The sequence below is a fragment of the Flavobacterium cauense R2A-7 genome (assembly GCF_000498475.1).
Classification (GTDB): Bacteria; Bacteroidota; Bacteroidia; order Flavobacteriales; family Flavobacteriaceae; genus Flavobacterium; species Flavobacterium cauense.
Genome location: NZ_AVBI01000014.1, coordinates 136,575 through 149,497, shown reverse-complemented (window position 1 = coordinate 149,497; position 12,923 = coordinate 136,575). Strand labels below are relative to the sequence as shown.

General features: G+C 39.9%; 12 protein-coding genes. 5 read left to right on the top strand and 7 right to left on the bottom strand.

Going from position 1 to position 12,923, the window contains the following annotated elements; translation table 11 throughout:
- Positions 1 to 123: 123 nt before the first annotated feature.
- Both rpmA and rplU read right to left on the bottom strand, forming a co-directional pair.
- A complete protein-coding gene (rpmA, locus tag FCR2A7T_RS06775) occupies positions 124 to 384 on the bottom strand; it encodes a 50S ribosomal protein L27 (protein ID WP_023570539.1) in 261 nt (86 codons plus the stop codon).
- Between the two features lie 23 nt (positions 385 to 407).
- Positions 408 to 770: a 50S ribosomal protein L21 gene (gene rplU, locus FCR2A7T_RS06770; RefSeq protein ID WP_023570538.1), complete on the bottom strand. Its 363-nt coding sequence runs from the start codon at positions 768 to 770 to the stop codon at positions 408 to 410.
- Positions 771 to 956: 186 nt separating this feature from the next.
- Here rplU and FCR2A7T_RS06765 point away from each other — a divergent pair, with 186 nt between their 5' ends.
- A complete protein-coding gene (locus FCR2A7T_RS06765; protein ID WP_035117684.1) occupies positions 957 to 2,282 on the top strand; it encodes a M16 family metallopeptidase in 1,326 nt (441 codons plus the stop codon).
- A 13-nt stretch (positions 2,283 to 2,295) separates the two neighbouring features.
- Positions 2,296 to 4,350: a M16 family metallopeptidase gene (locus tag FCR2A7T_RS06760; RefSeq protein WP_023570536.1), complete on the top strand. Its 2,055-nt coding sequence runs from the start codon at positions 2,296 to 2,298 to the stop codon at positions 4,348 to 4,350.
- Between the two features lie 75 nt (positions 4,351 to 4,425).
- Here the strand turns inward: FCR2A7T_RS06760 and FCR2A7T_RS06755 are convergent, their stop codons facing one another.
- Positions 4,426 to 5,292: a DMT family transporter gene (locus FCR2A7T_RS06755; RefSeq protein ID WP_023570535.1), complete on the bottom strand. Its 867-nt coding sequence runs from the start codon at positions 5,290 to 5,292 to the stop codon at positions 4,426 to 4,428.
- Between the two features lie 112 nt (positions 5,293 to 5,404).
- Here FCR2A7T_RS06755 and FCR2A7T_RS06750 point away from each other — a divergent pair, with 112 nt between their 5' ends.
- Entirely contained in the window at positions 5,405 to 5,779 is a 375-nt protein-coding gene (locus tag FCR2A7T_RS06750; protein WP_023570534.1) for a heavy-metal-associated domain-containing protein, read from the top strand.
- A gap of 46 nt (positions 5,780 to 5,825) precedes the next feature.
- Here the strand turns inward: FCR2A7T_RS06750 and gldD are convergent, their stop codons facing one another.
- From gldD to mutY, 3 genes are all read right to left on the bottom strand, one after another.
- Positions 5,826 to 6,401 (bottom strand): gliding motility lipoprotein GldD, encoded by a 576-nt coding sequence (gene gldD / locus FCR2A7T_RS06745; RefSeq protein WP_023570533.1) that lies wholly within the window; start codon positions 6,399 to 6,401, stop codon positions 5,826 to 5,828.
- An 82-nt stretch (positions 6,402 to 6,483) separates the two neighbouring features.
- Positions 6,484 to 6,909, bottom strand: coding sequence for a single-stranded DNA-binding protein (locus FCR2A7T_RS06740; RefSeq protein ID WP_023570532.1), 426 nt, complete (start codon positions 6,907 to 6,909; stop codon positions 6,484 to 6,486).
- Positions 6,910 to 6,947: 38 nt separating this feature from the next.
- Positions 6,948 to 7,991 (bottom strand): A/G-specific adenine glycosylase, encoded by a 1,044-nt coding sequence (mutY, locus tag FCR2A7T_RS06735; protein ID WP_023570531.1) that lies wholly within the window; start codon positions 7,989 to 7,991, stop codon positions 6,948 to 6,950.
- A 116-nt stretch (positions 7,992 to 8,107) separates the two neighbouring features.
- On the opposite strand from mutY, the gene FCR2A7T_RS06730 reads away from it, so the two are divergent.
- Both FCR2A7T_RS06730 and FCR2A7T_RS06725 read left to right on the top strand, forming a co-directional pair.
- Positions 8,108 to 8,416, top strand: a complete 309-nt coding sequence (locus FCR2A7T_RS06730) for an HU family DNA-binding protein (protein ID WP_262486475.1) — start codon at positions 8,108 to 8,110, stop codon at positions 8,414 to 8,416.
- Between the two features lie 392 nt (positions 8,417 to 8,808).
- The gene (locus FCR2A7T_RS06725; protein ID WP_035117819.1) at positions 8,809 to 10,359 is read left to right on the top strand and encodes an Rne/Rng family ribonuclease; all 1,551 of its coding nucleotides are present in this window, start codon (positions 8,809 to 8,811) and stop codon (positions 10,357 to 10,359) included.
- Between the two features lie 180 nt (positions 10,360 to 10,539).
- Here the strand turns inward: FCR2A7T_RS06725 and pbpC are convergent, their stop codons facing one another.
- The gene (gene pbpC / locus FCR2A7T_RS06720; protein ID WP_023570528.1) at positions 10,540 to 12,915 is read right to left on the bottom strand and encodes a penicillin-binding protein 1C; all 2,376 of its coding nucleotides are present in this window, start codon (positions 12,913 to 12,915) and stop codon (positions 10,540 to 10,542) included.
- Between the last annotated feature and the right edge of the window lie 8 nt (positions 12,916 to 12,923).

The following is a 12,923-nucleotide window of genomic DNA, read 5'->3' as shown; positions in this document are numbered from 1 at the left end:
ACAGAGACTCCAAAAATCGGCAAGCCTTTCGCTTCAAAACCCAAACTAAAGGCAAACGGAATAACACTAAACAAAAAACCCCACTTCTTTCGAAATGGGGTTTTGTATTGTTAAGAGTAATTCTTATGCTTCAAATGGAACCACAGAAACAAATGACTTGTTGTCACCTTTTTTCTGGAATTTCACTACTCCATCAACTTTTGCATGTAAAGTGTGATCTTTACCCATGTAAACGTTTTCACCTGGATTGTGCTTAGAACCTCTTTGTCTTACGATAATGTTTCCAGCAATTGCAGCTTGTCCACCAAAAATCTTAACACCTAAACGTTTCGATTCTGATTCTCTACCATTCTTGGAACTACCGACACCTTTCTTGTGAGCCATGACGTACTAGTTTTTAATGTTAATTATTCTTCTGTAGCTTCCGCTTTTTTAGTCGCTTTTTTCTTTGTAGCTCCTCCTGCAACGATACCTTCGATTACAATTTGAGTTAAAGATTGTCTGTGACCGTTTTTCTTTTTGTAACCTTTTCTTCTTTTCTTTTTGAAAATGATTACTTTATCACCTTTTAAGTGTTGTAACACTTTGGCTTCTACTGAAGCACCTTCTACAGCTGGGGCGCCTAAAGTTACATTTCCGTTGTCGTCTAATAAAAGAACTTTGTCAAAAGAAACTTTTGCACCTTCTTCTACTGCTAAACGGTGAACATAAACCTTTAAGTCTTTGCTTACTTTGAATTGTTGCCCTGCTATCTCTACGATTGCGTACATAACAATAATGTTTAATTAATTTTAAGGTTGCAAATATACAACTATTTCTTTACCCTACAACTCTTTAAACGAAATTTAGCCTTAAAAAACTAAAAATCAGTCGTCTCCGAAAAAAAACTTCCTAATTGTAACAAAATCACGAAATTGCACACTCATTAACGTAATATAAAATAACTATTAACTCTTATGAAAAAATCTTTAATGGCTTTGAGTTCGCTTTTGATGCTTGGAGGTATAGCTTCAGCTCAGAAAGTAGCATTTGAAGAGTACACACTAGGCAATGGCTTGCATGTAATTTTACACCAGGACAAATCGGCTCCGGTGGTAATTACATCGGTAATGTATCACGTAGGATCTAAAGACGAAAATCCGGAAAGAACAGGATTTGCTCACTTTTTCGAACACCTTTTATTCGAAGGAACTAAAAATATCGCTCGTGGCGAATGGTTTAAAATCGTAACAGCTAACGGCGGAAACAACAACGCCAACACTTCCGAAGACCGAACGTATTACTACGAAGTTTTCCCTTCCAACAATTTACAATTGGCGTTATGGATGGAATCCGAGCGCTTAATGCATCCGGTAATCAACCAAATTGGTGTTGACACTCAAAACGAAGTGGTTAAAGAAGAAAAAAGACTTCGCGTAGACAACCAACCTTACGGAAATCTGATTGCTGCAGTAAAACAAAACATGTACAAAGTACACCCTTACCGTTGGGCACCAATCGGTTCGATGGAACATTTGGATGCAGCTACTTTAGCAGAATTCCAGGCGTTCAACAAAAAATTCTACATCCCAAATAACGCCGTTTTGGTAGTAGCAGGTGATTTCGAACCGGCGCAGGCTAAAGAATGGATCAACGGCTATTTCAGCGCTATTCCAAAAGGAACTCCGGTAGTAAAACAAAAATTTGAAGAGGCACCTATCACGCAAACTATCAAAGCTACTTACCAAGATCCGAACATTCAGATTCCGATGATGGTAGCAACGTACAGAACTCCGTCCATGAAAACACGTGACGCCAGAGTTCTGGACATGATTTCTTCTATCTTATCCGATGGAAAAAGCTCAAGACTGTACAAGAAAATGGTAGACGACAAGAAAATGGCATTGCAAATCGGTGCTTTCAACTACAGTCAGGAAGACTACGGAATGTACATCCTTTACGGTTTACCAATGGGACAAAACACTACCGAAAGCTTAGTAAAAGAAGTAGACGAAGAAATCGTGAAATTACAAACGGAATTGATTTCTGAAAAAGACTTCCAAAAATTACAGAACAAATTCGAAAACCAATATGTAAACGGTAACGCAAGCGTAGAAGGTATTGCCGAAAACTTAGCTTCTTTCTATTTGTTATACGGCGATGTGAACTTAATCAATACCGAAATTGACATTTACCGTTCTATCACCAGAGAAGAAATCAGAGAAGTTGCAAAAAAATACCTAAACCCAAACCAACGTTTGCTTTTAGATTATGTTCCTGCAAAAGACAAAGCACAAAACTAAGTTGACGATCATTATGAAAAAATACATTTACATAGCAGCAAGTTTGTTTTTAACAATAACCATGCAAGCACAAGACCGAACACAACCAAAACCAGGACCTTCCCCAACCATTAATGTTGGTAAACCAAGTTCTTTCGTATTGAAAAACGGGTTAAAAGTTTTGGTAGTGGAAAACCACAAATTACCAAGAGTTTCCTTCAATTTAACTATCGACAATGCTCCTTATGCGGAAGGCGATAAAAAAGGGGTAGCCGACTTAACAAGCGCTTTAATCGGTAACGGAACCAAAAACATTTCCAAAGACGCCTTCAATGAAGAAATCGATTTCTTAGGAGCAAACATCAATTTTAATGCAAATGGCGCTTCTGCCAGCGGATTGTCGAAATATGCGGGAAGAATCATGGAATTAATGGCTGATGGCGCCTTAAATCCTGTATTCACTCAAGCAGAATTAGACAAAGAAAGAGAAAAACTATTAGAGGGCTTAAAATCAAACGAAAAAAGCGTAACTGCGGTAGCGCAACGCGTGGAAGACGTTTTGGCTTTCGGTAAAAATCATCCAAACGGAGAGTATTTAAGCGAGGCTACCATTAAAAACGTAACCTTAAACGATGTCATTTTAAACTACAACACTTATTTCGTTCCAGGGAACGCTTATTTGGTAATTGTGGGTGACGTAAAACTGAAAGACGTTCAGAAAATGGTTGAGAAACAATTCGGACCATGGAAAAAAGCAGTAGCTCCGGCATTAACTTATACCGATCCTAAAAACGTACAGTACTCACAAATCAACTTCATCGATATGCCAAACGCGGTACAATCGGAAATTGCTTTAGTGAACACGGTGAACTTAAAAATGACCGATAAAGAATATTTCGCCGGAATCTTAGCCAACCAAATTCTTGGTGGTGGTGGCGAAGGTCGTTTGTTCTTAAACTTACGTGAAAAACACGGATGGACATACGGAGCATACTCTTCATTGGGTTCAGGAAAATATGTTGAAAAATTCCGCTCCGGAGCTTCTGTTAGAAACGCTGTTACCGACAGTGCCGTAGTAGAATTCATGAACGAATTGAGAAGAATCAGAACCGAATTGGTTTCTGCGGAAGATCTTAAAAATGCTAAAGCAAAATACATCGGAAACTTCGTAATGCAAATCCAAAAGCCGGCAACGATTGCCCGTTATGCCTTAAACACAGAAACACAGGGTTTACCGGCTGATTTCTACGAAAACTACATCAAAAACATCAATGCGGTTACTGCAGAAGACATCAAAGCGGCAGCAAACAAGTATTTCTTAGCAGAAAACACACGTGTGGTTATTGTTGGAAAAGCGTCTGAGGTTTTACCAAACCTTGAAAAAATGAGCGCGAAACAAAAATTACCAATCATGTATTTCGACAAATTCGGTAATCCAACAGAAAAACCAAAAGTTAGCATTCCTATTCCTGCTGGTGTAACAGCTAAAACTGTTTTCAACAACTACATCAACGCTATCGGTGGTGAAAAAGCGGTAAAAGCAGTTAAATCGGTTGTTACAGTTTCTTCAGGAACAGTTCAAGGAACACCAGTTGAATTGACTACTAAAACGACTGCCGACAACAAAATGGCGGTTGAAATGAAAGCAATGGGTATGTCGATGATGAAACAGGTAATTGGAGACAAATCAGGTTACCGCGTAGCGCAAGGACAAAGAAAAGACTTAACAGCTGAAGAACTGAAAGAGCAAAAAGCAAGCGCCGTTCCATTTGAAGAATTAACGTTAGCAAACAATGCAAGCGCAAAACTTGAGGCTATTGAAACCATGAACGGAAACGATGTTTACGTAATCAAAGAAGGAAAAACCACGTATTACTACGATGTTAAAACCGGTTTAAAAGCTGCAGAATCTAAAGAAATGGAGCAAATGGGTCAGAAAATGACACAAACTACTTACTACAGCGATTACAAAGAAGTGAAAGGAATCAAATTCCCTCACACTACTGACATGAACGTTGGTATTGAAATCAAATTAATGACTACAGAAGTAAAAATCAACGAAGGCGTTGTTGCTGAAGATTTTAAATAAGAATACCGTTAGTTATAAATTTAAAAGGTTGTCTGTAACGGACAACCTTTTTTTATGGTACTGCTTTACAAAATTTTATTTTTTAGCCGACAGATATACCCCAATCAGGATAACAACCGCTCCAAAAACCTGAAAAATCGACAATACTTCCCCATCCAATAATCCCCAAAAAATAGCCACCACCGGAAACAAATACGCCGAAGAAGCCGCAAAAACAGGCGACGTTATCTGAATGAGCTTAAAGTACAGCATGTTGGCAATTCCTGTACCGATAACTCCCAAAATTCCGACAAACATTACCGAATGCTGCACTTTCACTTCCTGAAGCTGACTAAAAAAACCTGTTGAAATCAGTATAATCAAGGCCGGAACCGCCATCACCACAAAATTACCGGTTGTAATTGCCAAAGGATTCACATCCGAAAGATACTTTTTAATAAAATTCACATTGAGCGCATAACAAAAGGTTGCCACTACCACAAAAAGGGCGTATAAATAATTCTGATCCGGATTGTGTGCCGCACCGCTTAAAATCAGAATCAAACTCCCGGCCAATCCAATCATAACACCGATAAATTGATTGCGCTGAAATGCCAATCCGAAAAAAGTAACACCTAAAATCAAAGCATTCAACGGGGTAAGTGAATTCAGAATGGCACTGATTGAACTGTCGATTTCACTTTGCGCAATGGCAAACAGAAAAGCCGGCACGAAAGTTCCGGTAAAAGCCGTAAGCGCAATGTATTTCCATTTCCCCAAGGAAATCTGCGTCAGACTTCTGAAACCCACAAGCATAAGAAACGAAAAGGCAAACAACATGCGCAGCGAACCCACTTGAAAAGGGGTCAGTCCCACAAGACCGCGTTTAATCAGAATAAACGAACTTCCCCAAATAAGGGCCAGTGCTGCCAGTAAAAGCCATTTCAGCTGTTTTGATTCCATGAAGTTGATTTTGAAATGTCAAAATTCTGTTATTTAAATGACAATCGGTTACTTTTTTGGGTAATTTTGCCAACGATAATTTATCCGATTCAAAATCAAAAACATAAATAATATGACATTTTCAAAAACAGCATTGGTTCTTACCCTTGCCACAATAAGTTTTACCAGTTGTAAAAAAGAAGAAAAAACAGCCGAAAACACTACAAACATAGAAGCAGCAGCTCCTAAAAAAGAAATTGCCGCTGAAAACTTGGAAACCGCCAGTTTTGAAATCAAAGGAATGACGTGTGCCATGGGTTGTGCTGCCACCATCGAGAAAAAACTAGCAGAAACGGAAGGCGTTAAAGAAGCTAAAGTGGATTTCGAATCCAAAACCGCTACCGTAGCTTTCGATAAAACGGTTAACAATCAGGAATCGCTAACCAAATTAGTAGAAGGTGTTGCCGATGGTAAAACTTATAAAGTGGCCAACTTCAAAAAAGCATAACAAAAAAGGAACTCAGTCGAGTTCCTTTTTTTATTGTGTTGCGTTATTATTTCCACTTCACGGTTTCCATAATCTTTCGCATATCGTTCTTGATGTACGCTGCAGCAGGCAATATGGAATCATAATTCGGTTTTGCATAAAAATACACAGAACCTACTAAGAAGTGTCGCGTACTGTCGGTCACATAAAACTGTGCATTGGTAGCAGCATTCCCTCCCACCTGATAAAACATCCCGTACGCTTTGTGCACCGGGTTTACAAAAGGCTGTTCGGCAATATCGTCTGCCTTCACCACATGCTCATAGGTTAATTTTTGTGCATCACGAAGCAATTGTTCGATATTGTTATTTACCGGCTTGTAATTCAGGTAAATGGTCGCTTTCATCTTCGGGTATTGAATTTCTACAGAACAATCCTGTTTCATTTTTACTTTCGAACTTTCGTTGATATCAAAAGTAAAAGCGCAATTTCCGGAAGTATTGGAAAACGCACTGTATTTGGCAACCGGATAGTCCAATCGCAAATGACTTTTGGGTTTCGGCACCGCTTCCTCTTTACAGCTTATCAAAGCCAAAGAAACAAAAGCGCCCCATAAAAAAACAATAGCTTTACTTTTTATCATAATACAAAAACCTTACGCTGAATTTGGCGTAAAGATACAATGTGAAACGCAGTTTTTGAAAGTTTATTTGAAGTCCGAAAAATTAAAACGGTAAATCGTCGTTACCCGCAGGCGCAATCGGCGGTTCGTTCGTTTGCGGCGTGTAACCACCCTGTTTTTGTTCGGTATCTTTTTTGGTAGTTAAAAAGGTGAATTCGGTCACCTGAATTTCGGTAGTATATTTTGTCGTACCGTCTTCAGCTTGCCATTGGCGCGATTTTATACGACCTTCCACATAAATTTTATCTCCTTTGGTCAAGTATTTTTCGCAGATTTCAGCCGCTTTATTCCGCACCACTAAATTGTGCCATTCGGTAGACGTGATTTTCTCTCCGGTAGTCTTGTTGATGTAAATTTCGTTTGTCGCTAACGGAAATCGTCCGATACAATTTCCTCCTTCAAAATAGTGCATTTTCACATCGTCACCCAAATGTCCGATTAAAATCACTTTATTCAATGTACCGTTCATGGCTTATAGTATTTAATTGTACTCAAATATAGTAATTTCTACACTTCTGCCCAATGTTCCTCCATAAAATTGTGGATTACGATAGGAAACGGGTACTTCTTAATTTCTTCAACCGTCATTGCGCCCGGTATTTCACAATCCGTTTCCACTTCCCAGAAACGAATCTTCAAATGCTGATGCGAAAGTTTGTGAACAATCGGAGCATGATGTAACGGCTTAATATGCATCGGTTTAAATCCAAACGAAAAACCTTCAATCAACCGGACTGTCGCATCGAAATCATTTTCCTGAGCCGTCTCCATCAATGGAAATTCGTATAAATTATGCCAGATGCCTTTCGCAGTACGTTTCTGAATTACGGAATTCCCAATCGCATCCTTTATAATAAGGTAATTAAAATACCGATTAACAACTTTTGTCTTTTTAAGCTTTACCGGAAGTTCCCCGACTTTATTCTTTTGCAAAGCCAGACAACCTTTATTCAAAACACAGTTAATACAATCCGGATTTTTCGACACACATTGCAACGCTCCGAACTCCATCATCGCCTGATTGAATTCGGAAGCTTTATCTTTTGGCAACAACGAAGCTGCCAATTCAAAGAATTCTTTTTTAGCTTTTGGGGATGAAATATCGGTTTCCACGTCAAAATAACGTGATAAAACACGATATACGTTTCCATCCACCACCGGAACCGCTTCTCCGTAGGCAATGGAAGCAATCGCGGCGGCAGTATATTCCCCTACTCCTTTAAGTTCCAACAAACCTTTATAGTTCTCCGGGAAAATTCCGTTCAAATCGAAAGCGACGTGTTTTGCGGTCGCATGAAGGTTTCGGGCGCGGGAATAATACCCCAACCCCTGCCAAAGTTTTAATACTTGTTCTTCATCGGCAGCCGCCAGATCAAAAACGGTCGGAAAGGCTTCGGTAAATCGCAAAAAATAAGGCAAACCCTGCGCTACCCGCGTTTGCTGCAGCATGATTTCAGAGAGCCAAATAGGATACGGATGGGTGGTTTTTCGCCAGGGTAAATCCCGTTTTTCACGTAAATACCATTGAATTAACAAGTTAGTAAAATTCATCACAAATAATTGGATAACAAAAATAAAACTTTATGTAATTAAATTTTAATCGATTAAGGTTGAAAAATTGTTTTTTTAATTCCTATATTTGCACACTCAAAAAATTACACATCAATATAAAACGAAAGAAAATGACGAAAGCAGACATCGTAGCGAAAATTTCTGAGAAATTGGGTCTTGAAAAAGGAGACGTTCAGGCGACAGTTGAGTCTTTTATGGACGAAGTAAAAAACTCTTTAGAAACTGGAGATAATGTATATTTAAGAGGTTTCGGAAGCTTCATTATCAAAACAAGAGCTGAAAAAACCGGAAGAAACATCTCTAAAAACACTACAATCAAAATCCCTGCTCACAATATTCCAGCTTTCAAACCGGCGAAAATTTTTGTTGATGGCGTGAAAACTAATACGGAAGCAAAAAATTAACTAATTTATTAATCACTAAACACTACAAGTTATGCCAAGTGGTAAAAAAAGAAAAAGACATAAGGTAGCTACTCACAAACGTAAAAAAAGAGCGAGAGCTAACCGTCACAAGAAGAAAAAGTAGTTTAAAACTACTTTTTTCTTTTTTAAGTAAAAGTTCATTGAAATTTGGATTAAGACAGCAGATCGCAGTTTTCAGAAAGCAGGTAAATCCTCCAGCCTGACACCTGCAGTCTGACATCTCTAATTCATCCGGGTACAACACCTGTAAAATTATTGTTTAATCCATCTGTACGAGTAGAATTCAGAATTTAGAATTCAGAATTTAGAATTTTTCTAACTTCAAATTTCTAACTTCTAACTTTATAAGTATGGATAAAAATGTACACATTTTGAACAAAGAATTAATTATTCGAACCAGTTCAGATGCCGTAGATTTTGCCTTATTAAAAGATGGAAAACTAATTGAATTGCACAAAGAAGAAGGTGGCGAGGAAAAAAACGGGTTTCAGGTAGGTGATATTTTTATTGCCAAAATCAGAAAACCGGTTCCCGGACTAAACGCCGCGTTTGTTAACGTAGGTTTCGAGAAAGATGCGTTTTTGCACTATCACGATTTAGGTCCGAACCTCTCTTCAATGATCAAATTCATTAAACTTGTAAGCGCAGGTAAACTAAAAGATTTCTCCCTAAAAAACTTTCCTTTTGAACCGGAAATAAACAAAGATGGCGCCATCAGCGACGTGCTGAGTGCCAATCAGTCTATTCTCGTTCAGGTAGTTAAAGAACCGATATCAACCAAAGGTCCAAGAATAAGCTCTGAGCTTTCCCTGGCCGGAAGATACGTGGTTTTAGTTCCTTTCTCCGACAGGGTTTCGGTTTCACAAAAAATCGAATCCAAAGAAGAAAAAGACCGATTAAAACGACTGGTTCAGTCTATCAAACCAAAAGGATTTGGTGTTATTGTTCGCACAGTAGCAGAAGGCAAAAAAGTGGCCGAACTGGACAAAGACTTGCAAAACTTGCTCGACAAATGGACGGCAACCTGCAAGCGCATCCCAACCGCACATCATCCGTCGCGAATTTTGGGCGAAGTCAACAAGGCTTCTTCCATCTTACGTGATGTATTTAATGACACCTTTACGGGAATTTATGTCGATGATGAAGATTTGTATTATCAAACAAAGGACTATTTGCAAGAAATAGCACCCTCAAAAGCCTCTATCGTTAAACATTATCAGTCGAGAGATTTACCTCTTTTTGAAAAGTACAACATAGAACGACAAATAAAAACGTCTTTCGGAAAAACGGTTTCTATGAGCAAAGGAGCTTACTTAATCATAGAACACACCGAAGCTTTGCACGTTATCGATGTTAACAGCGGTAACCGATCCAACAAAGCGACCAATCAGGAAGACACCGCACTGGAAGTGAACCTAATTGCCGCGGCAGAAATTGCACGACAACTCCGACTTCGCGACATGGGCGGGATTATTGTAGTCGATTTTATAGACATGCAAAATCCGGACAATCGTAAAACACTCTACGATTTTCTGAAAGAGGAAATGAGTGACGACAAGGCGAAACATAAGATCTTGCCCCCTAGTAAATTTGGATTGATTCAAATTACTAGACAAAGAGTCAGACCCGAAGTGAATATCAAAACAAGAGAAGAAGACCCCAACAACGAAAACGGGGAAATCGAAGCTCCCATCTTGATTGTTGATAAAATAGTGGCTGATCTTGAACGCATTACCAAAGACCATAAAAAGGTTGTTTTAAACGCACACCCTTTTGTGGCAGCCTACCTTACCAAAGGTTTTCCATCAATACGTTCAAAATGGTTTTTTGAACATAAAAAATGGGTAAAAATCATACCGCGTGACGCTTACACGTTCCTCGAATACCATTTCTTCGACAAAGAAGGAAAGGAACTTCGATAAAAAACAAAACCGCCCGTTGCAAAACGAGGCGGTTTTTTTATGCCTTTATTTTTTTCAGGAGCTGTTTCCCGCTGTCCGCTGAATCTTTTTGTCACACCAATTTGTTCATTATCAACATCGGTTAAAACAAAAAGGATGCCGCTCCCATCGGGGCTAATGCACTCGTTTTCAGAAAGCACCTTACTCCCTGACAATCTCAATCTTTCTCCGGATTTCCGTTCCGAATTCATCCACTACCGTAATATAATGTATTCCGGAATTCGCCTGAATCGGCATTTCATGAAACGTTTTGGTAGTTCCTTTATACACCTCATCCACATACCAGAAAAGCTCGGTATCCCGTTGCGAATGGGCTACTTTTAAAATTACGGGCTGTATTTCGCTGTTGAAATTTTTGGTCAGGTAAATTTTACTGTTGGCCTTCGGATAAATAAAATCCATGGAAGTGGTTTGTGTCGCCATACAATCTTTCCGGAACGGCGGCAAAACCTGATAATCGATGTGCTGACTCTTATAATACCATTCCATCACCGGTGGCAGTACAAACCATTTTTTGGTAATGATATTGTCCACACTTTCGCAACTGCTGTTCACCCGAAATTGTCCCGTTTTATCCAAATGCACCGTTTTATGATACGGGCAAACCGAAGTTGTTCTTCCTTTCAAAGCCACCAGCTGCTTTAGCTTCGGACAATCTTCCTGAGCCAAATGCCCACTCAAACGACACACTTCTAGAGTGGTTAAATCACCCAAAGGCGTTGCAAACCATTTGGTACGCGGCAACAAATTGAAAACATCAAACAAAATTGGCGCCGCACTGGTTACACCTGTCAAAGTTGGTCGTCCCTCGCCGGAAGCATTTCCAACCCAAACCCCCACCACATAACGGGAATTGGTTCCAATAGCCCAAGCATCGCGGTTCCCGAAACTGGTACCGGTTTTCCAGGCGATTTTCAGCGAACTGTCGTAAAATTTCCACGCTTCGTCTCCTTCCGGCCGGTTTACTTCCTCCATAGCGTTGTATGTTAGCCAAATGGAACCGGCTCCCAAAATGGTTTTATCCTTGCTTTCCGAACCAAAATCTGGTGTAAAATCGCTTTTATAGTTCAGTTCGGCAAATTCTCCCGTACGGTATTTCCCTTGATTTTTATTAAAATAATTTATCGTGGAAGACAAACCGGCATAGGTTCGGCACAAATCCCACAAATTGCTTTCGGCACCACCAAGAATCAATGACAAGCCGTAATGATCCGGTTGTTTAGAGATGTCTTTTAATTTAAACCGCTGCAATTCTTCATAAAATTTATGCACGCCGAATTCCTGCAACATCAACACAGAAGGAATATTCAGCGAACGGGATAACGCCCGATGCGCCGGAACAGCCCCGTCAAAAGTAAGGTTGAAATTTTGCGGTGTATACCCGGAAATCTGCGTAGGAATATCTGCTACTAAAGTGTTGGGCAACAATTCTCCTTCGTCCAACATGGCGGCATACAACAAGGGTTTCAAAATACTTCCGGTACTTCTGGGCGCCCCGATTACATCAACATCTTTCTGATGGTCGGCATCGGTTGGGGCATTGCCCACGTAACTCATCACATTGCGATTGGCAACATCAATAACCATAATCGCCAGATTGTTGACTTCATTTTGACGGTACTGACTGTAATAATATTTCGCGATTTGATTCACCCGGTTTTGCAACGCCATTTCAACAGTGGTTTTTACGCGGCTCCCTTCCTGATTTTTAGCTACACGCTGCAATAAATGTGGCGCAATCTGCGGTAAATCATACGGTTTTTGCGGCAAAGGTTCGGCGATAGCCAATTCATAGGTTTGCTGATCGATAACACCTTCCTGTTTTAGCTTTAACAAAAGGCGGTTGCGCTTGTTCAATAAACGGTCTTGGTTTCGTCCGGGAAAAATCAAACTCGGTGCATTGGGCAAAACCGCCAACGTAGCACTTTCCGCCCAGGACAACTGATGCGACTGTACTCCGAAATACCGCCAGGAAGCCATTTCCAAGCCCACGACATTCCCACCATAAGGCGCATGCGCGGCATACAACTCAAGGATTTTATCTTTCGAATGACGAAATTCCAAACGCGTAGCCAAAACAATTTCGATGATTTTTTCAAAATAGGTTCTTCCTTTCCCTTTACGGGACAAACGGATTACCTGTTGGGTAAGCGTACTTCCACCCCGAACCACCTTTCCGGCCTTATTGTTCTGTTTTATGGCATTGAACATTGCCATCGGATTGAAACCGGGATGTTTATAGAAATACTGGTCTTCGAAATAAACGATGCATTTTTTAAATTTATAAGGCACACTGTCCTGCGCCGGAAACCGCCATTGGCCGTCCCGTGCAATTTTCGCTCCAAGTAGCTCGCCTTCTTTGCTTTCAATAACTGTGGCATACGGCTCTTGAAACAAAACCCTTGGCAATGCAAAATAGTAACCCGTTACTACCAAAAAAAGGACAGCCGACTTAATTCTGTTGCGCTGAATCCAATGGATACTGCGCTGTACTAGTGCTTTTATGCTGTTTTTCAAAGTTTACA